Source organism: Oxalobacter paeniformigenes, from assembly GCF_027158465.1.
Classification (GTDB): domain Bacteria; phylum Pseudomonadota; class Gammaproteobacteria; order Burkholderiales; family Burkholderiaceae_D; genus Oxalobacter; species Oxalobacter paeniformigenes.
In genome coordinates this window covers 638988-662194 of sequence record NZ_JAMKYL010000001.1, presented here as the reverse complement: position 1 = coordinate 662194, position 23207 = coordinate 638988, and the positions used below count along the sequence as shown (strand labels likewise).

At 56.1% G+C, this 23207-nt stretch carries 17 protein-coding genes; 4 read left to right on the top strand and 13 right to left on the bottom strand.

Annotated features, from left to right (window positions below; all coding sequences use genetic code 11):
• Nucleotides 1-91 precede the first annotated feature (91 nt).
• Nucleotides 92-1009 (top strand): LysR family transcriptional regulator, encoded by a 918-nt coding sequence (locus tag NAI64_RS03025; protein ID WP_269297637.1) that lies wholly within the window; start codon nt 92-94, stop codon nt 1007-1009.
• Nucleotides 1010-1026: 17 nt separating this feature from the next.
• Here the strand turns inward: NAI64_RS03025 and mdcH are convergent, their stop codons facing one another.
• From mdcH to NAI64_RS02960, 13 genes are all read right to left on the bottom strand, one after another.
• The gene (gene mdcH / locus NAI64_RS03020) at nt 1027-1959 is read right to left on the bottom strand and encodes a malonate decarboxylase subunit epsilon (RefSeq protein WP_269297635.1); all 933 of its coding nucleotides are present in this window, start codon (nt 1957-1959) and stop codon (nt 1027-1029) included.
• A gap of 19 nt (nt 1960-1978) precedes the next feature.
• On the bottom strand, nt 1979-2656 hold the full coding sequence (locus tag NAI64_RS03015) for a malonate decarboxylase holo-ACP synthase (protein ID WP_269297633.1): 678 nt from the start codon (nt 2654-2656) through the stop codon (nt 1979-1981).
• Entirely contained in the window at nt 2653-3486 is an 834-nt protein-coding gene (gene mdcE / locus NAI64_RS03010; RefSeq protein WP_269297631.1) for a biotin-independent malonate decarboxylase subunit gamma, read from the bottom strand. Before mdcE ends, NAI64_RS03015 begins: the two co-directional genes overlap by 4 nt.
• Nucleotides 3483-4316 carry a biotin-independent malonate decarboxylase subunit beta gene (locus NAI64_RS03005; RefSeq protein WP_269297629.1) on the bottom strand — a complete coding sequence of 278 codons (834 nt, stop codon included), beginning with the start codon at nt 4314-4316 and terminating at the stop codon, nt 3483-3485. The genes mdcE and NAI64_RS03005 overlap by 4 nt, the downstream gene beginning before the upstream one ends.
• On the bottom strand, nt 4309-4608 hold the full coding sequence (mdcC, locus tag NAI64_RS03000) for a malonate decarboxylase acyl carrier protein (RefSeq protein WP_269297626.1): 300 nt from the start codon (nt 4606-4608) through the stop codon (nt 4309-4311). The genes NAI64_RS03005 and mdcC overlap by 8 nt, the downstream gene beginning before the upstream one ends.
• A gap of 14 nt (nt 4609-4622) precedes the next feature.
• Nucleotides 4623-5477 carry a triphosphoribosyl-dephospho-CoA synthase gene (locus NAI64_RS02995; RefSeq protein WP_269297623.1) on the bottom strand — a complete coding sequence of 285 codons (855 nt, stop codon included), beginning with the start codon at nt 5475-5477 and terminating at the stop codon, nt 4623-4625.
• Nucleotides 5477-7132, bottom strand: a complete 1656-nt coding sequence (gene mdcA, locus NAI64_RS02990) for a malonate decarboxylase subunit alpha (protein ID WP_269297621.1) — start codon at nt 7130-7132, stop codon at nt 5477-5479. Before mdcA ends, NAI64_RS02995 begins: the two co-directional genes overlap by 1 nt.
• A gap of 332 nt (nt 7133-7464) precedes the next feature.
• Complete coding sequence (locus tag NAI64_RS02985; RefSeq protein ID WP_269297619.1) at nt 7465-8076, bottom strand: N-acetylmuramidase family protein; 612 nt, start codon at nt 8074-8076, stop codon at nt 7465-7467.
• Nucleotides 8061-8558, bottom strand: coding sequence for a methylated-DNA--[protein]-cysteine S-methyltransferase (locus tag NAI64_RS02980; protein WP_269297617.1), 498 nt, complete (start codon nt 8556-8558; stop codon nt 8061-8063). Before NAI64_RS02980 ends, NAI64_RS02985 begins: the two co-directional genes overlap by 16 nt.
• A 166-nt stretch (nt 8559-8724) precedes the next feature.
• Nucleotides 8725-9654 carry a DMT family transporter gene (locus NAI64_RS02975; protein WP_269297616.1) on the bottom strand — a complete coding sequence of 310 codons (930 nt, stop codon included), beginning with the start codon at nt 9652-9654 and terminating at the stop codon, nt 8725-8727.
• 646 nt (nt 9655-10300) lie between these two features.
• Nucleotides 10301-11800, bottom strand: coding sequence for a DNA methyltransferase (locus NAI64_RS02970; protein WP_269297614.1), 1500 nt, complete (start codon nt 11798-11800; stop codon nt 10301-10303).
• Between the two features lie 19 nt (nt 11801-11819).
• The gene (locus NAI64_RS02965; RefSeq protein ID WP_269297612.1) at nt 11820-12770 is read right to left on the bottom strand and encodes an AvaI/BsoBI family type II restriction endonuclease; all 951 of its coding nucleotides are present in this window, start codon (nt 12768-12770) and stop codon (nt 11820-11822) included.
• Nucleotides 12771-12944: 174 nt separating this feature from the next.
• Entirely contained in the window at nt 12945-13871 is a 927-nt protein-coding gene (locus NAI64_RS02960; protein ID WP_269297610.1) for an AEC family transporter, read from the bottom strand.
• 372 nt (nt 13872-14243) lie between these two features.
• Here NAI64_RS02960 and recC point away from each other — a divergent pair, with 372 nt between their 5' ends.
• The 3 genes from recC to recD are packed head-to-tail and all read left to right on the top strand — an operon-like array spanning nt 14244 to nt 23118.
• Nucleotides 14244-17585, top strand: a complete 3342-nt coding sequence (gene recC, locus NAI64_RS02955) for an exodeoxyribonuclease V subunit gamma (RefSeq protein WP_269297608.1) — start codon at nt 14244-14246, stop codon at nt 17583-17585.
• Nucleotides 17582-21286, top strand: coding sequence for an exodeoxyribonuclease V subunit beta (recB, locus tag NAI64_RS02950; RefSeq protein WP_269297606.1), 3705 nt, complete (start codon nt 17582-17584; stop codon nt 21284-21286). The genes recC and recB overlap by 4 nt, the downstream gene beginning before the upstream one ends.
• Nucleotides 21283-23118 carry an exodeoxyribonuclease V subunit alpha gene (gene recD / locus NAI64_RS02945; protein ID WP_269297604.1) on the top strand — a complete coding sequence of 612 codons (1836 nt, stop codon included), beginning with the start codon at nt 21283-21285 and terminating at the stop codon, nt 23116-23118. The genes recB and recD overlap by 4 nt, the downstream gene beginning before the upstream one ends.
• Nucleotides 23119-23207: the final 89 nt, after the last annotated feature.

Sequence of the window (23207 nt, the reverse complement as noted above, 5' to 3'; positions counted from 1 at the left end):
GGTCGTGTACCGGGGATGGACAAGCACGCCCTGTACAGGGAAAATGGTTGTCCGGTTTCCGACGTGCGCCGTCGGCTTTTCAACAAAAAACATGATCGATTCCGAACTGACGATTCGCAAGCTGGAGATTTTTCTGGCTTTCATGGATAAACGCAATATCGCACGCACCGCCGAAACGCTGGGTATCAGCGGAGTCAGCGTGCATCGTGCCCTGCATTCGCTGGAAGAAGTCCTGAGATGCCCGCTTTTCGCGCAGGACGGGCGCAATCTCAAGCCGTTGCCCGCCGCGCAGACGCTGGCGCATTATGCCGATGAAATGCTGATCGTATTGCGCCGCGCGATCGAGGCGACGCGCAAGGCCGCGGGTTACGGCAGCGGACGCATGAAACTGGGGTGCCTGTATTCGCTGACGACGGGTACCGTTCCGCGCCTGATCATGGGGCTGAAGCGCAGACGGCCGGAAATGGAAATCGACTTGTCGATGAATTCCAGCCGCGAATTGCTGCTCCAGCTTGCCGACGGCCTGCTCGATGCCATTCTGGTTTCGCTGCCCGGCGAACGTGTGGAGATGGCCGGGCTGGAAACCCTGCCGCTGTTCGAGGATACCTTTTATCTGGCAGTGCCGCTGTCGATGGCGGACAAGGTGACAGAACCCGCCGATCTGGCCGATTTGCGACATGAAAAGTTCGTGACGATGAACGAGGGATTCGCCACCGCCCAGCGTTTCGACGACGCTTTCCGCGAAGCCGGTTTCAGGCCGGTCGTCGTGACACGCCTCAACGATATTTTTTCCCTGATGAACATGGTACAGGCCGGTGTCGGCTGTTCGCTGGTGCCGCATCGTATCGGCAAGGTATTCGAAAACTCGGTGCGTCTGATCGAACTGGCGGAACGTTACCGCAAACACCAGACGATCGCGCTCGTGTTTCCGAAAAACCGCGAGCGCGATCCGGATATCCTCTCGCTGGTCGCCGAGGCGCGGATGCTGGCGCACCCGCCGCAAGACTGACGGCAGGTCCGATCCGTTCAGTTCGCCTTCCGGCGCAATGCCAGCGCCAGTGCACCTGCCATGCCCTGTTGCTGGCATGACAGGGCTTCGCCGTCGGCAAGCACCCGTTTGGCCAGTCCCGTCAATACCGAACCCGGCGGCATTTCGATGGCCAGCCGCACGCCCCGTTCGCAGGCTGCCTGCATGGCATCCGCCCAGCGTACCGGACGCGCCATGTTGAAGGCGAGATCGTCCGCGATGCGTTGCGGCTGCCACAATACCCTGCCGGTGCTGCCGCTCAGGTAGGCGATGGCCGGACGTCTGAACGTGACCTGACCGATAGCGTCATGCAAGAAACGCGCCGCGTCTGCAAGCAGCGGGCAATGGGACGGAACGGCCACCGCGAGCCGGTCGGTCTTCGTCGCGCCCTTTTCCCGCGCCATGTCCAGCACTTTTTTCATGGCATCGTCGGAACCGGCGATGACGAACTGGTCGGATGCGTTGATATTGGCGAGATAGACGGGAGATGCCGGTGCGCAAACGGCATCGACGAGCGTCTGCACCGTCCGTTCCGGCAAGCCGCCGATGGCGCACAATCCGTATCCGGCGGGCGCGGCTTTTTCCATCAGTTCGCCACGCAGGGACACAAGCCGCAAGGCATCGGCGAAATCCAGCGCACCGGAGACGACCGCCGCCGGAAACGCGCCGATGGACAGTCCCGAGACGAAGTCGGGAACGGCTTTTCGCGCAATGAGCCATGACGCGCTGGCCACGCCCGCGATCAGGATGCACAACTGGACGGCGCGGGTGCGTTCGAGCGCTTGCGGCGTATCCAGCGTCATGACGTCCTCGCCGAGAATGTCGCTTGCCTGTCTGAGAAGCTGTCCGTGTTCTCCCTGTCTGTCGAGTTCGTGCAGCATGCCGGGAATCTGTGCGCCCTGTCCCGGAAAGGTGAAAAGGATTTTGTTCATGGGATGCCTTTCTCGTCGTTTATTCCGGTTGCCATGGATCGTCCGTCAGTACCGGCCCGAAATCCGTTTTGAGCAGGACGCGCCCGCGCGGATTGTTCCGGCACTCGCGCAGCCATTCTTTCAGTGCGAATGCACCTGCCGGGGTTTCGATCTGGACGTCTGTGCGGCATGGCAACGATGCCATGATGCCGGCCAGTCCGGCGAAATCCGCCGGTTTCGCCGGTTCCGGGCAACGAACCAGAATATCCAGATCGCTGTCGGCATGCATGACGGCCTTGCCGGTCGCCAGCGCATAACCGCAGCTGCCGGTGACGCCCCAGCGCCAGGGTATCGCCTGACGCACCAGCCGAAGAAGCGCCTGTACCGGCCGTGTACCGGCAAAAGGCGAAGCCGCCAGTTTTCCGGCATCATCGACCAGCGCCTCGGGCGTGACGGTTTCGATGACCGAATCCGGAGCGACCCAGACGGCGGCCCTTTCGGCACGGGTATTGCCGCGTATGCCGGCCGGTATCAGGCCATCCGCGGAAAAATCGCGCCGTACCACCAGCGGCAGTCCCGGATGCCATGCGTCGCCGACCCAGTCCGGCAACGGTGCGGCGGATTGCAAGGCATCCGCACCGTTCACCCGGATCAGATCGTGGGGCCGGCAGCCGTGCCGCCCGCCGTGTTCCCGCAACAGCTGGCCGGCGGATTTCATGATGCCGTGTCCTGCCACTGGCTGCGCATGGCTTCGCGTACCTGCGAGGTGCTGGCGCGGTTGGGCGAACCCAGCCGGTTCGTCAGCGAGACATCTCCCTTGCGTGCACTGGCGATGGCACGGATGACGGCTGTCCGGATGGTTGCGACTTCCGCATCGTCGGGTCTGGCCGGATCGGCGACGTCGATCAGGTCTTCCAACAGGCCGAGCGTGCGGTAGTTGGTGATGTCGTAGGCCATCGGCGGGATGGTGGACGCCAGTTTTTCCAGTGCCTCGACGCTGCGCAGGGTGATGCGCGCGGCGGATGCCTTGCCCATGGCGTGGATCATGACGCCGGGGTCGTTGATGGCGATCAGGCGGTTGGCCTGATAGCCATGCGCCAGAAACGCGCCGGACATGGCTTTGCCGACGATCAGTCCGATGACCGGATGCCCCGCAAGGCGTGCCGTGGCGTATGCGCCTGCCGCGGCTGCCAGCGCCAGATGGATGCCGAAGGCTTCTTCCCGTCTGCCGTATGCCTGGCTGGGAACGTCGATGATGGCGAGGATGGCGCGTTTTTCGGCATTGTCCTTGTCCGCCTGTACCGCTTCGGCAACCATCTTGCCGAGCGTCCAGCCCTCGAGCAGGCCGACTTCGCCTTTGGCCGCGCGGGGATAACGGTTGTCCGGGTCGGGGATGACGGCGATCGCCCGTACCGGATAGCCGTCGAGTTCACCGTCGGCGACCTTGACCGACGGGCATTGTCCCGTACGCTGCGCGAAATCGCCCGCCAGCAGATCGAACCAGATTTCCCCCCTGCCCTTTTCACGGGTATCGTTTCCGTTTTTCATGAGCGTTCTCCTTTTCCAAACAATGCGGCCGCACGTTCCGCGCTGGCCTGTTCGCGGGTATCGAAAGCGTTGAGTTTTTCCAGATAGTCGTCATAGCGTTCGCATCTGAGGGATGCCGGACGTCCCATGGCGATACAGTCGGTAGCGGCTTTTCTGACAGCGGCAAGCGAATCATCGACGAGTGCATCGACGAACCCGGTACGGTAACGCGCTTCTCCGCCGGTCAGGCTCCAGATGAAGGGACGGTTGCGCGAGTCGTATTCCTCGATACCGGCTTCCTGTTCGATGACTTGCGGGCCATTGAGACCGAGCCGGGCTTCGCGGGTGACGATCAGATAGCTGCACAGGGCTGCCGCGATGGACATGCCGCCGAAACAGCCGACGGTTCCTGCGATGATGCCGATGACCGGGACATAACGGCGCAAATCGACGATGGCGGCATGGATGTCGGCGATGGCCGCCAGCCCCAGATTGGCTTCCTGAAGGCGGACGCCGCCAGTTTCCAGACAGAGGATGGCCTGTGTCGGAATGCCCTTGCGATTGTCTTCGGCCGCCATTTCGAGCGCCGCCGCCATTTTCGCGCCGGAGACTTCGCCCATGCTGCCGCCCTGGAAGGTGCCTTCGATGGCGATGACGACAGCGGGTTTTCCGTCTATCGTGCCTTTGGCGACGACCATGCCGTCGTCGGCCTGGGGAACGATGCCCTGCGGCGGGAGCCAGGGCGACATGATGTAGTCGAACGGGCCAAGCAGTTCGCGGAACGTACCGGCGTCCAGCAATCCTTTTTCCCGTTCACGAGCAGACAATTCGATAAAACGGGTGTCATTCATGGCGTGCCTCCTCGAAAACCTGTTCGATTCTCAAACGGGCGACACCGGGTGTCGCGCCGAAATCGTGGATGACCAGACGGCCTGCCGGCAAGGGGGCGGCATCCGAGAGTCTGGCAAACAGCCGTTCCCAGCGTGCGGCGCTGCCGTCTGTGGATGTAATGATAGATACGTCGAGCCTGTCTGCGGTATCCGGTTCGAACAGCGCTTCCATGTCGCCCGAACCGACGACACCGGCGAGCGCTTTTTTTCCGGCCGCTGCGCGGCCGGGATATTTGAGTGTGATGTTTTGCATGTTCTTGTCTCCTGTTATTGGATGGCTGCACGGTCGAGAAACAGTGTCGCCGCCAGCAAGTCGGCCGCCCCGCCCGGTGAGGCACGGGTTTCGCGCATGACGTCCTCGAGCCGTGCGAACGCCCTTTTGCCCGCTTCGGTACCGATACCCCCCATGTCGAGCACGGCGCGCGCGCCTTTCTGCATGGCGGCAAGCGCCGGCATGCCGCCCCGCGAGAGGACACAGGTGTCGGTCAGCGAGGTCATGACGGCCAGCAGGGCGTCGATTCGCGCTTCCGGTTCCAGGCTGCCGCGATGGCGGCTGGCCGCCAGTTGCGGCAAGGCCAGTCGGGTGACATGCGGAAAACCGCCTTGCGCTTCTTCCAGTGCGCCCGGTACCTTGTAGCGTGCCGTGACGTATTTGCCCTTGGAAAAACGCTTCGGACAGGCTTCGTCGCCGATTTTCGCCAGCGAGGCGGCCTTCCCGCAGATGTCATGCGTGAAGGCCTGACCTTCGTGCATGGCGCAGGCCGTGACCATGAGTCCCAGCGCCCAGATCGCGCCGCGGTGGGTGTTGACGCCGCCGGTGGTTTTCATCATGACCCGTTCCCCTTCCCGGCCGATGGCGCCGATCTGCCGGCGCAATGCCGCATCCGGCATACGTCCCCAGCCGGCAAGCGCCATGTCGAAAAAGGCGGTTTCCAGACTTTCGGCGGAAGCCTCCAGCATGGACAGGTCCATATCGTCATGGTTGCCGCTGCCGCGCATATCGACCAGCCCGGGTTTCGGGGTCAGCCGCGCTTCGTCGAGCAGTGCCGTGACGGCATGGCGCGCCAGTGCGTAGGCGGCGGCTTCGGCCTGCGGCGTGCGTTGTCCGATCGTGCAAGCCATTACCAGCTCCTGAAACGTGCCGGCGGGTTGTACAGGCCGCCCGACCATTCGACGAGTTCTGCAATGCTGCCGGCGGCCAGCAGCGAGCGTTTGGCGTCGGTTCTGGCGATCCCCAGATCTTCGGGGAAGGCGACCTTGTTTTCGCTGCGCAAGCGCCGGACGGTCTTGGCGTCGGCGGCCATGCCGATTTCGGTGATGCCCGCAACGGCGGCCACCATCTGCTTGCGTTCTTCAAGCGACTGTGCGCGGTACAGATAAGCGATGCCTTCTTCCGTCAGTACATGGGTGACGTCGTCGCCGTAAATCATGACCGGTGCGAGCGGCATGCCGGATTCTCGGGCGACCGATACGGCATCCAGACTTTCGACGAATGTCGGGCTGGCGCCGGACTGGTAGGTTTCGACCATCTGCACGACAAGTTTTTTGCCCCTGCCGAGCAAGTCGTCGTCTTCCATCATGTCCAGCCAGGCCGGTGTGGCGTGGCGGCGTCCGTGCGGATCGTGCCCCATGTTCGGTGCGCCGCCGAAGCCCGATACCCGCCCTTTCGTGACGGTCGAGGAATTGGCAGCGCCGTCAAGCTGCAAGGTCGAGCCGATGAACATATCGACGGCGTACTGTCCTGCCATCTGGCAAAACGCCCGGTTCGAGCGCATGGAACCGTCGGAACCGGTGAAAAATACGTCCGGACGTGCGGCGATATAGTCTTCCATGCCAAGTTCCCCGCCGAAGCAGTGGACGGTTTCGACCCAGCCCGATTCAATGGCGGGAATGAGCGTCGGATGCGGGTTCAGTGTCCAGTTCTTGCAGATTTTCCCTTTCAGGTCGAGTTGTTCACCATAGGTCGGCAACAACAGTTCGATGGCGGCGGTGTTGAATCCGATACCGTGATTGAGCGATTGCACCTGATGCCGTGCATAGATACCCTTGATGGCCATCATCGCCATGAGGATATGAACCGGTTTGATCAGGCGCGGGTCACGGGTGAACAGCGGTTCGATGAAAAACGGCTTGTCCGCCGGTACGACGAAATCGACCCATGAACCGGGAATATCCACACGCGGCAAGTCGGCCTCGCTGTCGACAAGTTCGTTGACCTGCGCGATGACGATGCCGTTCTTGAAGGCGGCGGCTTCGGCGATCGCCGGGGTGTCTTCGGTACTCGGGCCGGTATAGAGGTTGCCATTTTTGTCGGCCTTGTAGGCGGCGATCAGCGCGACATTGGGTATCAGATCGACGAACAGGCGCGAATACAGTTCGATATAGGTATGGATGGCGCCGACTTCGAGCATGCCGTCTTCCAGCAGCTGCGACATGCGCAGGCTTTGCGCGCCGGAATAGGAAAAGTCGATTTTGCGGGCGATCCCTTTTTCGAACAGGTCGAGATGTTCCGGCAGACTGACGCTCGGCATGATCATGTGCAAGTCGTGCAGTTTCTCCGGATTCGCCTGCGCAAGCATGCGGGCGAGAAAATCGGCCTGTTTCTGGTTGTTGCCTTCCAGTACGACACGGTCGCCCGGGGCGATGAGTTTTTCCAGCATGGCGGGAAGATCGTCGCGCGGCAATACTTTGCCGGCGATTCCCAGACGGTCTATCCGCCGGTTTTTTTCCTGCCGCCGGGTGTCCCATTTCCCCGGCGGGATGCTTCGTTGCAACATGGAATGTCTCCTTTCGTTTGACGTTCGATGGCGTCGGGTTTGACGTTCGATGGTGTCAGCTTAAAAAAACGGCAGGTTCCGATCAATCAAGTTGTTGTCAAAATCATTAGCCCAAGAGTAATGATTTATCGGAAAGCAAATGGATGGAAAGACAAGGCATGCGTTTTTTGCATGATAAGATATTGCATGAATTTTTACATGCAAGCTGATGAATGAATGGATGTTTTTTCGAAAATTATTTTATTGGACAAAACGAACGCTTGCCTGAATCGGCCCAGACGATCCCGGCCGGAATATTCCGGTTCAATCGCAAGAAACGCACTGCGACACGGCTAGCGGTATCCGGGCCGGTTGCCGCTGCGCACGGTATGGCGGTAATAGGCCTGCCCCATTTTCCATGCCAGGTCGTCCGGCGCGAGGGATGTCCCGGTATAACGGCGAGAAAAAGCCGGCCAGTCGTGCACGCACAACAGCGGAATGGCACCTTGTGTTTTCAGCAGGGTGCACAGGGTTTCCAGCTGGCGGCATACGCTTTCGTTCTGTGCCGAGACGAACGCTTCGACACTGTCGAAACCGCAATCGGCATACCGTTCGCCCGGAATCTGGAACATGCCGTAGGATGCGGACATCAGCGCCGCTTCCGGATGGATGGCGCGTGCCTTGTCCAGCCGTGCGTATTCGCCGGCCCCACCCTCGTCGTAACGGATGGTGGGTTCCCGAAAGAGAATGTTCTCGTTGCCGGCGCGGCATGTGTCGGGGGAAATGCCGGCTTTTTCCAGATTGCGGTAAAACAGGTGCCCTTCGAAAAACAGGCTGGCCCGTCCGTCCGGCAGGAAAGCGTCCGTCTCGCTTGCCGTCTCGGCAAGCGATTGCAGTACCGCGGTTTCCAGTCCGAAACGTACCGCCAGCGCCTGTAACTGTTCTTCCGTCAGTTTCTCAGGCATATACAGCCTCCTTCTTCTTGCGCGTGGATACGTTCCTGTGAGAGCAGCCATGCTTTCAGCGGCAATCCGCCGCCATAGCCGGTCAGCGTGCCATCGGAACCGATGACACGGTGGCAGGGAATGACGATGGCGACGGGATTTCGGTGGTTGGCCATGCCGACGGCACGGTATGCCTTCGGATGTCCGATCACGCGTGCGATATCGCCATAGCTGCGTGTCTCACCATAAGGAATCGTTTTCAGGGCATTCCAGACCGCCATCTGGAACGGTGTGCCGGAAAGTCTCAACGGCAGATCGAAGGTTTTGAGGCTGCCTTCGAAATAGGCGTCCAGTTGCGCTGCCGCGCGGGCCAGTACGGGCGTTTGCCTGTCCTGTGCCGCAGGGGGCGGCTCGCCTGTTGTGCGAATACCGACGATATACCCGTCTTCTTCCAGAAGCGTCAGCGTGCCTGCAGGAAACGGGACAATCCGGTAATGGCGCATGGCGGGGGATCATTTGTGGCCTGTATTGCCATACTGTACCTTTTTTTTCGGAAAAATTCCAATTATTCCGCGTTAAAACAGGCTGTTATCCGGCTGGCATTCCCTGCCTGCCGACATCCCGGAAAAGTGCGGAAAAACCTGTGCAGGCGGCGTCCTGCAAGGCCTCTCAAGACTGGCGGTTTTTTTCGATGGCTTTTTCCGCCAGCGTACGGTTTCTGTTTTGCGTGACCAGAAAAACACCGGTGAACACGAAGGCGACGGCGACGGTTTTCATCAGGGTGAAGGTATCCATTCCCCACATGATGGCGACGACGCTGGCCGCCATGGGCTGGATGTAGTTGTAGATGCTGACGATGGTCGGGCGCAGGCGTTTTTGTCCGACCGACACGAGCAGATAGCTCAAAAACGTGCCGCAGCCGACGATGAAGGCGATGCCGGCGAGATAGCGCCACTGAAGCGCCGTCCAGTCGATGGCGAGCAAATCGCCGAAGGTGAACGGCAAGAGGCTGAGCGAAGAACCGGTGAACATCCATTTCATGATGGTGACAGGCGAATACCGTGCGATCAGGCCGCGGAAAAAGACGAGGTAGATCGAAAAGCTCAGCTGTGCCGCGAAAATGAGCAAGTCGCCCCAGATATTGCTGCCGTTGCCGCCGCCCTTCGCGCCGCCGAGCACCAGCAGCAGCGCGCCTGTCGCACCGAAGATGATGCCGATGATTTTCCGGATGGTGACCGGTTCCTTGAGGTAAAAGGCCGAAATGACGAGGGTCAGGATCGGCAGGCTTGTCGTGATGATCGAGGCGTCGATCGGCGAAGTCAGGCTCACACCGAAGACGAACGATCCCTGGTTGAACACGATGGCGCATTGCGAAGCGAGCAGCAAAAGCAGCAGGTCTTTGGGGGCGACCGGGTCTTTTTTCATGAAAAGCGACAGTATCCAGAACAGGACGGCTGCGCCCAGCACGCGGCAATCGGTCACGACCATGGGGGAGATGATGCTGCCTGCCATGACCATCTTGGAGACGGGCGACATGATACCCCACATGGCATTGGCGCCGAACATGGCGGCATGTCCCGTGAATTGTCTCAAGTCCATCGCTTATGCCCCCTGCCTTGCCGAGAGACCTCGCATATGGCGCAGGCGCACCGCCACCGCGCATGAAAAGGCCATGCGGATGTTTTCGCAAACGGTGATGCGGTAAAAAACGGTGTTCATGGTTTGAGGACGGCTGATTCACGAAACAGCGCATACGTTACCACTTCGGGAAACGGCAGGCGTATCTTTTTTATGCTAGACAATTCTCAATCATTTGAGAATTTTATCAATCTAGCAACACAGTCTATGATAAATACTAACAATCCCAGCAAATAATATTGCAATATATTTCCAAAATTTCTCAAAATAAAAATAGTTTTTTGAATTTTTCAATCAAGCAAATTTAATTGCACTCCGCAAAATTCAAACATATTTTTAAATTAAGACTCAAATAACAAAATACTAAAAATTTCAAAATTTAACCACAATCTAAACAACAAACAAAATAAAATAATATCAAAATATTTAACAATACAATCACTATCTAATCAAAATAATTCTTTGTTAAACTCAAATCAAAAATTGTCAAAAAAATCTACCACATTTTATTAGATTTGAATAAAATACAAGTAAATCAAAAATTATTTTGACACCTTTATATTGCAGCCTCAACAAAGTTTTCCTTTTCACCACATCAATTCAATTATTACTCTTTAACCCAAACAGTAACGCTTTTTCTCAAAGGAACCCTCCCATATTTTGCCATCTGTTGACTACTGTTCCCCTTTTGCTGTTTTAATGTATATATTGTTTTTATCTTAAAACCAAATTGTTCCGCAAACAAAGAGCTCAAAAAATCAACAGGAATAACCTCACCAGCATATCGAACATTATCATTTACAAATGCCACCATCGCACCCGATTTACAAACGCGATAAAGTTCAGCATAAATGAAGGCCAATTCCGTAAAATAACCTTCTACCATGCGAATTACACCATTATTATTTAGATCACCACTTTCCTTTCTCATAAACAAAGCTGTCATTATCTCCGAAAAAACCTCATTTTCTTTAATAATAGAATAAATATAATCAAAACGGTTTATTTGACCAATTGAAAAATAATAATCTCTCAACTCATCGAGCTTAGATTTATTTTCTACTGTACAGGATAATAGACACTGACGCATTTTTTTCACATCTTGTTCTTTTAAACCAAGATAAACAAGTTCAAGCGCATAAATCCTTGTGTAATCATATCTATTACAATATGGAGGTGATGTAATCACCCCTTTAATTTTGCAATCATCAAGCAAGGGAAGTTCATATAAAACGTTACTAGGCACAAAATCAATTTCAGCCTGTACTTTATCCATTCCATTTTTTTGAATTACCTTAATATCTTCAAATACATGAGCTAATTCATCAAGTATAGTTAACTTTGAATCAAGAATTTCTTCCCTAACATATTTTTTTGGAAATAGTTTCTTTCCACTAATTTTTCTTATTTCGTTTGCTTCACGTATTTTTTTTGATCTACTATCCCAACCAAGATACTGCCCAGACTTAATGGTATAACTACATCTCTCCAGTGAATTAACAATACAAAGTGTAAGCAAATTTTTTGCTTCTTTAGTATATTTTGAATGTTCAATCCAATCATATATATATGCTAAAAACCTTTCGTTTTTACAAGGATAGGCATCACGTGTAATATCAATATATGGCGTCTTTTTTTTATAATCCAAAGGAACCGTCATTTCTGAAATATTTCTTATCATATTGTTAATTTCATTGAGATCATACTTCAGTACTGCAGCTTTCGCTTTAATGGATAAAGCAGAAATTGGCATAATATCATATCCAATACTGTTAATACCTCGCATTTGACATACAAGAGCTGTGGTTCCAGAACCCATAAATGGATCCATCACCCAATCACCAGGACATGCCCCCATTTCATCCAACAGCACATTAACAAGATTAGCAGAAAATCCTTCTTTGTATTTTAACCAACTATGAAGCACATCTTTTTTGCTTAACTGATAACTTACACTTTGTCTGTTAAATTTTTCCGTCACCACCAAGCATTCCGAAAATTTTTTTTCAAGTTTTTTTCGTTCATTATCAGGAGCAAAACCATTTGCAGAAAATGAATCAACAATAAATGGCTTGATTGTTGGTTTAATAAAAGAAAGCTGTTCCATAACGCAAGCCTCTTATACATCAAATATCTAGCAGCCAGTTGCAATATTCTGTAAGCTGGTTACTATTGGTCAAATTTGCAGCATTAGTCAGTTTTTTATTTTGCAACTGACTAAAAATTTCCACTGCCATGCTATTTTCAATAGCTGCTCCCACAAAAGAAGTCATTACAGGATGATTAACTTTATTAAAGCTTTCTCTAATTCTATCCAAAGCGGTATTTGCTGTTTTCCAATGTTCATCTGCGCCCGCCGGATCAATCCCGCCCTTCAATTCACCAAACATAATTGCTTTATTAATCTTCTGAACAATTTTGCCGCGATTAAATTCTTCAGATTTACCATCAAACAGACAGATGTCAATATTCTTTTTTACTACTGGAACCTTCATATTGAATATTAAAATACGCGAACCATTTTTGTTCATCCAATGAAGTGCTTTTATCTCCTTTTCTATATCTATATCATTATTTTCCCCGTACAACCAGTTATGTTGTTTATTATTTTTCATCCAACTATAATTAATACCTCTCACATTTATACAGGAAAGAATTGCGCGAATCAGCTTTTCTTGACCAATAACTCCTATCCGATTTCGCATTACTCCACCAACAGCATCCCCTTTTATTAACAAATAACGATAAATCACTTCATCCACATAGTTCTCACCTGCTGGCTTTAAGAATTTTTCTATAAGCTCTTTAATTGCTGCAGTTTGATCATTATCTCTCAAATGCTGCATCGCTTTATCAGAAAGACCAGAAGCAGTAAGCAAAAAAGGTCTTATTTTCGGCATATTCAAAAAATCTTCTGGATCATTTGTCCCCTGAACCATTGTTTTAAAAGCCAGTGCATTCTTTACATATGGATCACTTACCCTATTTTTTTCTAATGCAATACTTAAAAAACCTGCTCGTATTTGATCATGTGTTGTCACAAGATCAGAAGCCACTTTAATAAACCTATTAAACATAAATTGCTTTCTTTTATTTATCATTTAAATATAAATTAAATTCTATCTTCAATACCATAACTTAAAACTCTGTACACTTTTTCTACAACTAGACTGATAGATACAAAAAATTATAATTTTGTTATCTAACCGTTTTACTTTACCATATAGTTCCGCAAGGACTATCTGGCGCGCCTAAAGGAGCGTCAGGCAGACGGACAGGGTCACGATACCCAGCACGGTGGAGAGAAAGATCGTCCGTGAAGCGATTCCACCGCCCCTGCCGTAGAGTTCGGCGAGCATGAAAGGGCCTGTGCCGGTGGGCAGCGCCGAGAGGATGACGGCGGAATGCGCCCAGAGCGGCGGCATGTCGAACACGCAAAACGCGAAATACCAGGCGATCAACGGCTGTGCGACGAGCTTGAGGACGACCAGCCAGATGGCGACAGCTGGACTGGCGCTTTCCTGACGCTGTGCAAGAAACAGCCCTGTTGCGACCAGCGCGCAGGGGCTGGCGGAAGCGCCCAAGAGCTTGATGGACTGCGCAACCCCGTAGGGAAGTTGCAGGCCGGTGGCGCAAAAAAGTCCCGCCAGTACCGGCGCGACGATCAGGGGGTTCTTGCACAGGGAAATACCGACGTTTCTGAAGGTGACGAACAGGCTCTTGCCCGTTTGCGAACCGGCTTCGATGAAGATGATGGAGACGGCGAAGTTGGCCGAGACGGTCAGGATGGCGGCGACCATGGCGGGACCGAGTTTGTCCGCGCCGAAGGTCAGCGCACACAGCGGCAGGCCGATGTATCCGGTATTGGCATAGGATGCCGATGTCGCGTCGATGGCGGCCGAAACCAGATTTTTCGTTTTGAGCCAGTGCAGCACGAGTACGGCGAAAAAGATGATGAAAACGCCCAGTTCGAAAGCATAGAAAAATTCGGGCTGGTACAGCTCCGACCATGAGCTGTTGACCATGACGTCGATCATCAGGGCAGGCAGCGCGAGCCAGACGACATAGCGGTTCAGTTCGGTACTGGCGTTCAGACTCAATATGTTGCGACGGCGCAGGATATAGCCTGCGACGATCAGCGCGAAAACCGGAAGGACGATATTGGCGATGGCGAACATGTTCTTGCGTAAATGATCCGAAACTGACGGCACGATGGCGGGTGCGCCGTGCCGTCTTTATGAAATGGCGTAACCTTATCATTTGCACGGCGACCACAATAGTATATTTTTGCGCTTTTATCGTATATTTTTGCCATTCACTGGCATCCAGTACGGGATGCAACCGCTTTCGGCATGCGGTTTCGCGATCGTGGCGACGATGTCGTGCAACAAGGTGTTGTATCGGTGTGCCTGTATGCAAAACACATACTAGGCATCCTGCGTCCGGTTGTACAATAAAGACCGTTTCGCGTGACGCGTTTTCCGGCATCCGCCGGTTTCGTCACTGTCCGTGCCGCAACGGCACCAACGTTTCCGACAAGGCGCGATGGCATGCTGTATCTGAACCAGTCCAACCGTTTTGAAGTATTGCAGGAAAAACTGTGCGACAAGCTGGCGTCGCACCCCGCTCCGGTATTCACGCCAATACAGGTCATCGTGCCGAGCGCGGCGATCAAGCGCAAGCTGATGCTGGCGATCGCCGACCGGCATGGCGTTTGCGCCAATGTCTCGTTCGCCTTTCTGGCGCAATGGCTCTGGGAACTGGCCGGAAAGGCTGCCGGATCGGGCGGCAAGTCGTCTTTTTCGCCGGACGTGTTGTCATGGCGGATTTTGCGCCTGCTTGGCGACGAAACGTTCGTCAGTGCCCATCCGAGGCTGTCCGCCTATCTCGAACGCTGCGACGACGCCATGCGCTTTGAGCTTGCCTGCCGTATCGCCACCCTGTTCGACCGGTATGGCGTTTACCGTACGCAATGGCTTGAGAGCTGGGCGAAAGGCAAGATGGCCGACATCGGCACGCAGGAAGCCGCCGCGCAGGCGGATCAGGCATGGCAGGCCGACTTGTGGGCGCGTATCGTCAGCGAGACCGGCGCGGACGAAAGCGGCACGATCACAGCACTTCTGGCCATGCTCGTCTCCGACGATGAAAAAGTCATCGGCCTGCTGCCGGAACGCCTGCATCTTTTCTGCGAGCCGACCGTCGCGCCGCCCTATATCAGGATATTGCGCGAACTGGGACGACATACCGATATCGAGTTGTATGTCATGAATCCATGCCGCGAATACTGGTTCGATATCGTCGACGAGCGCCGGATGGCCCGACTGGAAAGCCGCGATCAGGTACAACACCACGAAACCATCAACCCGCTTCTGGCCTCCTGGGGCAAACAGTGTTGCGCCTCGCTTGGCTTGATGATGTCGAAGCTGGACGCGCTGGAAACGGAAAACGACGGTTTCGTGAACGCCTGCCGGCCGGATTCGAACAATCCCCTGCTGGCACGGATTCAGGACGCCATGCTGGACTTGCAGGAATGGAAAGACGCTTCACAGTCGGCATACGGAACGGACGACAGTCTGGAAATCCACGTGGCGCATTCGCTGACGCGGGAAATCGAGATTCTGCACGACCAGCTTTTGCGCCGTTTCGCGTCCGGCGATGCGCCCTCGCCTTCCGACATGCTCGTCGTCACGCCCGATCTGGATACGGCCGCCCCGATGATCGACGCCGTTTTCCGGCACAACGGTTCGGGCGTGCAGATTCCCTACGTCATCACCGGACGATGCAGCAACCGTCTCAATCCGGTGGCGCGCGCCCTGCTCGACATCCTTGCGCTGGCCACTTCGCGCTGCACGGCCTCCGCTGTGATGGATGTGCTGATGTTGCCGGAAGTCGGCGCGACTTTCGGATTCGACGGCGACAGGACGCTGCTGCGCCGCTGGCTCGACGATGCCGGTATCTGCTGGGCGCTCGACGGGGAACACAAGGCCGCTTTCAATGTGCCTTCGGACGAAAAACACACTTTCCGTGACGGGTTGCACCGCCTCTTTCTCGCCTACGCGTTGCCTGACGGAATGCAGTCGCCGGTAGCGGATCGTCTGCCCGCCGGTCACGGGCTGGGGCTGGAATCGGCGGGACTTGGGCAATTGTGGCGCTTCATTGAGGCGCTCGACCGCTTGCGGCACGATCTCGACGACGTGAAAACCCCGCATGGCTGGCAACAGTGCTGGCTGGACGTACTCGACACCTTCGTGACGGTGACACCGGCCTTGCTCGACAGCGACCGCGAAATCCGTTCGCGGATCACCGATTTGTGCGAAACGATGGCGTTCGCCTCGGAGACTTTCGCTTTTTCGCATGATATCGCGATGGCCGCGCTGGAAAAGGCGCTCGAAGGCGCGGGACAAGGCAGCGTCCCGGCGGGCGTCGTGGTGTTCGCGCCGATGCACAGCCTGCGCAATTTGCCGTATGACCATATTTTCGCCATCGGCCTGAACGACGGCGCCTATCCGGCGGACAACCGGCCGGACGAATTCGACCTGATCGCGCTCTCGCCCTGTCCGACCGACCGTATCCCGCGAGACACGGACAAGAACGTGTTTCTCGATCTGCTGCTCTCGGCACGCAAGAGCCTTTACCTGAGCTATACCGGCAGAAGCATCCGGGACGACTCGGAAAAACCCCCCTCGATCCTGATCGCCGAACTGCTCGACGTGCTTTCGCGTGCACTGGCAAGTTCCAGTAAAAAGGACGATATCGATGCCGCCCGCAAGCGGCTCGTGACCGAGCATCCGCTTCAGCCGTTTTCCGGCCGGTATTTCGATGGTTCTTCGGGCGTGACCCTGTCGAGTTTCCGGAGCGACTTGTGTCGCGCACTGCAAAACCGGTATGAAAAAGCACTTGAAAAAGAACAGGATGCAATCGGTTTTTCATCTGTTTTATCACCTGAAGATGCTGACGGTGACGCACCTGTCCGCGAAGCGGGAGAACGCTTTTTCACCGGCATTTCCGCGCCGGACGAAACATGGCGCGAGGTATCGCTGTATGAGCTGACCCGTTTTTTCAGCCATCCGAACCGTTATCTGCTGCGCCAGCGGCTCAATATCCGCTTTCCGTCGCCGGATGAGGAATTGCCTGCCGACGAACCGCTGGTGCCCGACCGGTCGGCAAGCCGGATGCTGGCCGACCGTATTTTGCCGATGTATCTTGCCGGTCAGTCCGATGAGGCCATTCGCCGTGCCTCCCTGTCCGGCAACGAATTCCCCTCAGGTCGCATCGGCTCGGACTGCATCGAGGGCGAACTCAGGGCGATGTCCGCTTTCGCTTCCACCCTGTCGGCCGATCTGGCTTCCGGAATCCTGCCGCCTGTGACCCGGACGCTGGATTTCACGATCGCCGGGGAACGCTGGCGGCTTTCCGGTTCGTTGACCGATTTGCGCCGAAACGGGCTGGTACGCTACCGGTACCGCCCGAAAACGCACTGGGCCTGCCTGCCCTGGTGGATCGAACACCTGTTTCTGAACGCCTGCGCACCGGACGGGGTGAATTGCCGTTCCATCTGGCATTTCACGGACGGGACGCTGCCTGTCGGCCCTGTCGACAATGCACGTGAGCTCTTGTCGGACCTGTTGGCGATTTACCGTGCCGGACTGTCGAAACCGCTGCCCTTTTTCCCGAATACTTCATGGACCTTTGTGGAAAGCGGCGGGCAGATGGACAAGGCAAAAGCCAAATGGGAGCCGTCCTATGCCGGTTATGAGGGCGAAAGCGACGATTTGTACAACCGGCTGGCGATGCGCGGCAATGCCGATCCGCTTGCCGACGAGGCCTTTTCCGATCTGGCCAATCGGGTTTTCGGCGCGCTGTTCACTCGCTGCAAGGGAGAAAACGCATGACGGTGGCAACTCAATTCGACATACTGAACTGTCCGCTGGATCGCCGTTCGATCATCGAGGCTTCCGCCGGTACCGGCAAGACATGGAATATCTGCAATCTGTATCTGCGCCTGTTGCTGGAAAAGAAGCTGGAAGTCAGCCAGATTCTGGTGGTGACGTTCACACAGGCGGCGACCGACGAATTGCGCCAGCGTATCCGCGACCGCATCGCCGATACGCTGGCTTCTCTGGCAACGGATGCATCGGATACAGACAATGCCTTCGTCACGGAGCTGCTGCAACGGTGCATGGCAAACGGCCAGTCGCACAAGGAAATCGCCGGACAACTGAAGCTGGCGTTCCAGTCGTTCGATCAGGCAGCGGTTTTCACGATCCACAGTTTTTGCCAGCGTGCGCTGTCGCTGTCGGCGTTTTCGTCGGGTCAGGCGTTTTCGGTGAATGCCGAATCGGACGATTCCGAGCTGGTACGCGAAACGGTCAATGATTTCTGGCGTGCATATGTCGCCGGCGGCGATCTTCCGCCGGCCCTGTCGCGCTCGATCCAGACTTCCGGCTTTTCGCCGGACACGCTGGAATCGCTGTTGCGGCAACGCATGAAAAAACCGCTGGCCGATTTGCGCTGGCCGGATGTGCAATCGACGGATGTCCAGTCGCAAGCCATCGAGACGGCTCTCTCGCAGCTTGAAGCGGCGTATGCGGCAGCGTCCCGTTGCTGGCAGGCCGAAAAAGAGACTGTCCGGGCGCTGCTTGAGGAAAGTTGCCGCAATGAAACGCTGAAATACCCGAATACGAAACTTCCCCGTATCGGCAAGGCGTTCCGTGAATATGAGCGTCTGTTCGCCGCAAACGATTGCCTGTTCATGCTCGCTCACGACGACAGCATTGCCATAATGACGACAACGCTGCTTCAGAACCAGACGAAGAAAAACCGGCAGACGCCGGTACATCCGTTTTTCGATCTTGCCGATACACTGGATGCGTGTTGCCGCGAATTGCAAGCACAGCTCGAGGCTGCACGCTATGGATTGATGCGGTGTTTTCTGGATGAGGCACCCGAAAACCTGAAAGCGAAAAAACGCCAGCGCCGCACGATCGCGTTCGACGACATGCTCTCGAATTTGTACGACGCCCTGCACGATCCGGACATGCACTGGCTGGCCGATGCCATCGGCAAGCGTTTTCCCGCCGCGCTGATCGACGAATTTCAGGATACCGACCCGCTCCAGTATGCGATTTTCTCGACGATTTATCACCGGCAGGATGCCCCGGTATTCATGGTCGGCGATCCGAAACAGGCCATTTACAGTTTCCGCAACGCCGATCTGTTCACGTATCTGGCGGCACGGGAACAAACCGGCGCGCGTTATACGCTGGTGAACAATTACCGTTCGGTTCCCGGGCTGATAAACGCCTGCAATACGCTGTTCGGGCTGAACCGGCGGGTTTTCATGCAGGACGGACTGGATTTCGCGCCGGCTTCATATGCCGAGCATACGATAGCCGCCCTGCGTGACGACGGTGCGAACCCGGCGGCTTTTCATGTCTGGATGCTGCCTTGCGAAAACGACGAACCGATGCACTGGCAGGACGCTTTCGCGCGTTCTCTCGAGGCTGTCGCCAACGAAATCGCACGGCTGGTCAGGGGTGGCGTGAACGGGACGTGCCTGATCGGCGACAGGCCGGTCGCGGCGGGCGATATCGCCGTACTGGTCCGCAGCCACCGTCAGGCGGCACAGGTTTGCGAGGCGCTTGCCCGCCATGGCGTCGGCAGCGTTTCCCTGTCGAAAGACAATGTGTTCGACTCGCGGGAAGCCGATGAGCTGGAATGCATTCTTTCCGCGATGCTCGCACCGGACGATGAACCGCTTTTGATGGCGGCGCTGGCGACCGAGATGATGGGAATGGATTCGACGGATATCGAGGCCACCGCCGACGACGAAACGAAGCTCTCGCCCATCATCGAACGGTTTGCCGAATATCGCAAGGCATGGCTGGATCACGGCGCGGGATATGCCTTGCGCTGGTTCATGAACCGCGAGGATATCCCCTGCCGCCTGCTGGCGTTTCCCGACGGGGAACGGCGCATGACCAATCTGATGCATCTGTTCGAGTTCATCCATCGCGAAAGCGAAACGTATCCGACGCCCGAAGCACTCATGGAATGGTATGTGACGCACCGTGAAAACGGATACAGCGCCGAGGATGAGGAGTTGCGTCTGGAAACGGACAGCAATCTGGTGCAGGTCATGACGATACACCGTGCCAAGGGACTGCAATTCCCGTTCGTTTTTTGCCCGTTCATCTGGCTTAACCGCACACAGAACAATTCACCCGGCAAAATCGGTCTGGAATACTATGACGGCGATACCCGACGACGGATCATTGATTTGCGCCCGCTTTCAAAAGACGAGAAAGCTCCGTTTGCCCAAAGCAACGACAGGCTTTCTTCCGCCGAGGACATGCGCCTCATTTATGTCGCGCTCACCCGTGCGATTTACCGCTGTTATCTGGTGGCGGGCTGCTATAAAAGTCCTCACAACAAAACCGAATCGCGCCGCAGCCTGCTGAACTGGCTGGTCGCAGGTGACGGTGTCGCTCCCGAAGACTGGATAAATCCGCCGAAAAACAGCGGTTTGCCGCTGCCCGAGACGCAAATCATGGCGGACTGGATGGCGCTGGAAAACCATGCGGATATTTCCGTCACCGCGCTGCCTGATGAGGCGTTCATTTCCGCAGACGATGTCAACCGGGAAATTCCCGCCCTTTCGGCCAGAACGTTCGACAGGTATCTGGCGGCCGACTGGCGGATGAACAGTTTCAGCGGTCTCATGCGCAACGCGACCGGTGAAACGGAGGGCGGCGACCATGATGAATATGTCGCGGAAGAGACGCCCCGAACGTACCGGGCGGACGATGCCGTCATGACGGCTCCCGACGATATCCTCATGTTTCCGAAAGGCACTTATGCCGGCAGCTGTCTGCATGCGGTATTCGAACACGCCGATTTCACCGACAAAACGACCTGGGATGCCGCCGTGAAAACCGCCCTGTCGCTCTTTCCGCAAAAGTCGGAACCGCCGCTTGCCGATGACGACGCCACATTCGGTGCGATGGCGTCGAAGATGCTGGAAAACGTGCTGGAAACACCGCTGCACGAAAATTTCAGACTGGATACGCTCGACAATGCGCACAAGCTGGTGGAATGGCCGTTTTGCCTGTCTTCCGCGCGGCTGTCGGCCGGACGGATGAACCGGCTGGCGAAAGATGTCTCCCGCAATATGCCGCAACTGGCTTTCAACGACATGACGGCCTATCTGAACGGGGTCATCGATCTGGTGTTCGAGGCGAACGGCAAGTTCTGGCTGCTGGACTGGAAGTCAAACCATCTGGGATACCGTCCGGAAGATTATGACGTGAAAAGCCTGTCGGCCGCGATGGATGAACACGGTTATCACTGGCAATATCTGCTTTATACCGTCGCGCTCCATCGCTATCTGTCGTCGAGGATCGACGATTACGACTATGACCGCCATTTCGGCGGCGTCTATTACCTGTTCGTCCGCGGCGTCCGTCCGGACTGGAAAAACACGGACGGCTCGCCTTCGGGCGTCTTTTTCACCCGGCCAGACCGGGAACTGATTACGGCGATTGACCGGTCGCTCATGCCGGCACAGCCGTCTGACGGGGGGATAACGGCATGATGGATACCGCTTCTCTGGAAACACCGGAACAAACGCTTGCGAAAGCTTTCGCGCGGCATGTGCTGGACTGGGCATGCGAAACCATGGCGGAACGCGGCGGCACGCTTGACCGCGCCACCCGCACCCTGCTGGAAAGGGCGGCCTATCACACCAGTCTGGCGGTCTCCTCAGGCGATACCTGCCTGCCGCTGGCGGCGCTCGCTTCCGACGGAATGGATGATCGCGATGCATTGCGTGCCTCGCTGCTGGCCTCCGGCATGGTCGCCCCTTCGGATGCGCCGGGCAGTGCGCCGCTCGTTCTCGACGGGGGCGACCGCCTGTATCTGCACCGCTATTTCGATTATGAACGCACGCTGGCGCAGCGGCTGGCGACGATGCGCGCGGTTCGCACCGTCGATACGAAATCCCTGCTTGCGCTTTTCAATGAACTTTTCTCCAGCTCGGACACCAACGAACCCGACTGGCAGAAAATCGCGGTGGCACTTGCATTGCGGCAACAGCTTCTGATCGTCTCGGGCGGGCCTGGAACGGGCAAAACGACCACGGTGGCATCGCTGCTGGCCTGCATTTTGCATACCGACAGAGACAACCGGATCATGCTGGCCGCGCCCACAGGCAAGGCGGCCGCCCGCATGCTGGAAGCGATCAGGGATCGTCTGGGCGGCCTGCCGCCCGAATTGCGGCCGCTGATTCCGCAACAGGCGCAAACCATCCACCGCCTGCTGGGCATGACAGCCGACGGGACTTCGGTCCGTTATCATGCGGACAATCCGCTGCCGCTGGATACGCTGGTTATCGACGAAGCCTCGATGCTCGATCTGGCGATGGCCGCGCGATTGTTCGATGCCGTTCCCGCCGGTGCGCGAGTGATATTGCTGGGCGACAAGGATCAGCTGGCCGCTGTGGAAGCGGGTTCGGTATTCGCCGAGCTGAGCGCGCACCGTGTTTTTTCGCAGGATTGCATGAACGATCTGGCGGCGCTGGCCGGATCATCGGCCCTGCCGGAGTCGCCATCGACGGCATCGCAGACCGCCCCGCTGGCCGACAGTGTCGTATGGCTGACGCGCAATTACCGCTTCAATGCCGATTCCGGCATCGGGCTGCTGGCTTCGGATATCCGGGAACGCCGCACGCAGCAAGCCTTGCATCGGCTTTGTACCGGGCAATATCCTTCGGTCTGCTGGCGGGATATGGACGATCCTGGGCTCGCCGCTTCCTGTACCGGTTTTCTGCTGGAGCGGTATTCGCCTTATTTCGAATGCGTCAAAACCGCTCCCCATGACATCGCAAAGGTTTTCGCCACATTCAACCGTTTCCGTATCCTGTGCGCCGTGCGCGAGGGGCCTTTCGGCGTCGGCGAAATCAACCGCCAGATCGCCGCGGCGATGGCCAAAACCGTATCGTCCGCTTCCGGTGACGGTTCGGGATGGTTCGCCGGAAAACCGGTCATGATCCGGCGAAACGATTATGCCTTGCGTCTGTTCAACGGCGATGTCGGTATCGCGCTGCCGGACGGTACCGGCAATCTGGCGGTATGGTTCATGAAAGACGACAAGACGTTCCGCAGCGTCTCGCCATCCCGTCTGGGCATATATGAAACCTCGTTCGCCATGACGGTTCACCAGTCGCAGGGATCGGAGTTCGATGAGGTCGCCCTGCTCTTTCCGGAACAGTTTTACCGCGTACTGTGCCGCGAGCTGGTTTATACCGGCATCACCCGTGCCAGGGATACGATGACGGTCATGGCCGGCGCCAATGTGCTTGAACAAAGTTTGCAAACCGATTCCGCCAGACATTCCGGCCTTGCCGACCGCTTGCGGGAAGTGGCGTAAAAAAACGGACACTTGCACGGCGCCACAGGCGACATATTGGCTGATACTATTGTTTTTTCTTGTGTTTTGTTGGCAAAATGAAATATTGC

What these genes read in the sequence shown, in the direction of transcription:
- NAI64_RS02980 (WP_269297617.1), bottom strand. Translation starts at nt 8,558, where the DNA reads ATGCGCCATTACCGGATTGTCCCGTTTCCTGCAGGCACGCTGACGCTT.
- mdcH (WP_269297635.1), bottom strand. Translation starts at nt 1,959, where the DNA reads ATGAACAAAATCCTTTTCACCTTTCCGGGACAGGGCGCACAGATTCCC.
- NAI64_RS03005 (WP_269297629.1), bottom strand. Translation starts at nt 4,316, where the DNA reads ATGAATGACACCCGTTTTATCGAATTGTCTGCTCGTGAACGGGAAAAA.
- NAI64_RS02960 (WP_269297610.1), bottom strand. Translation starts at nt 13,871, where the DNA reads ATGTTCGCCATCGCCAATATCGTCCTTCCGGTTTTCGCGCTGATCGTC.
- NAI64_RS02995 (WP_269297623.1), bottom strand. Translation starts at nt 5,477, where the DNA reads ATGGCTTGCACGATCGGACAACGCACGCCGCAGGCCGAAGCCGCCGCC.
- recB (WP_269297606.1), top strand. Translation starts at nt 17,582, where the DNA reads ATGACGGTGGCAACTCAATTCGACATACTGAACTGTCCGCTGGATCGC.
- NAI64_RS02975 (WP_269297616.1), bottom strand. Translation starts at nt 9,654, where the DNA reads ATGGACTTGAGACAATTCACGGGACATGCCGCCATGTTCGGCGCCAAT.
- NAI64_RS02965 (WP_269297612.1), bottom strand. Translation starts at nt 12,770, where the DNA reads ATGTTTAATAGGTTTATTAAAGTGGCTTCTGATCTTGTGACAACACAT.
- recD (WP_269297604.1), top strand. Translation starts at nt 21,283, where the DNA reads ATGATGGATACCGCTTCTCTGGAAACACCGGAACAAACGCTTGCGAAA.
- mdcA (WP_269297621.1), bottom strand. Translation starts at nt 7,132, where the DNA reads ATGTTGCAACGAAGCATCCCGCCGGGGAAATGGGACACCCGGCGGCAG.
- NAI64_RS02985 (WP_269297619.1), bottom strand. Translation starts at nt 8,076, where the DNA reads ATGCCTGAGAAACTGACGGAAGAACAGTTACAGGCGCTGGCGGTACGT.
- mdcC (WP_269297626.1), bottom strand. Translation starts at nt 4,608, where the DNA reads ATGCAAAACATCACACTCAAATATCCCGGCCGCGCAGCGGCCGGAAAA.
- NAI64_RS02970 (WP_269297614.1), bottom strand. Translation starts at nt 11,800, where the DNA reads ATGGAACAGCTTTCTTTTATTAAACCAACAATCAAGCCATTTATTGTT.
- NAI64_RS03025 (WP_269297637.1), top strand. Translation starts at nt 92, where the DNA reads ATGATCGATTCCGAACTGACGATTCGCAAGCTGGAGATTTTTCTGGCT.
- NAI64_RS03015 (WP_269297633.1), bottom strand. Translation starts at nt 2,656, where the DNA reads ATGAAATCCGCCGGCCAGCTGTTGCGGGAACACGGCGGGCGGCACGGC.
- recC (WP_269297608.1), top strand. Translation starts at nt 14,244, where the DNA reads ATGCTGTATCTGAACCAGTCCAACCGTTTTGAAGTATTGCAGGAAAAA.
- mdcE (WP_269297631.1), bottom strand. Translation starts at nt 3,486, where the DNA reads ATGAAAAACGGAAACGATACCCGTGAAAAGGGCAGGGGGGAAATCTGG.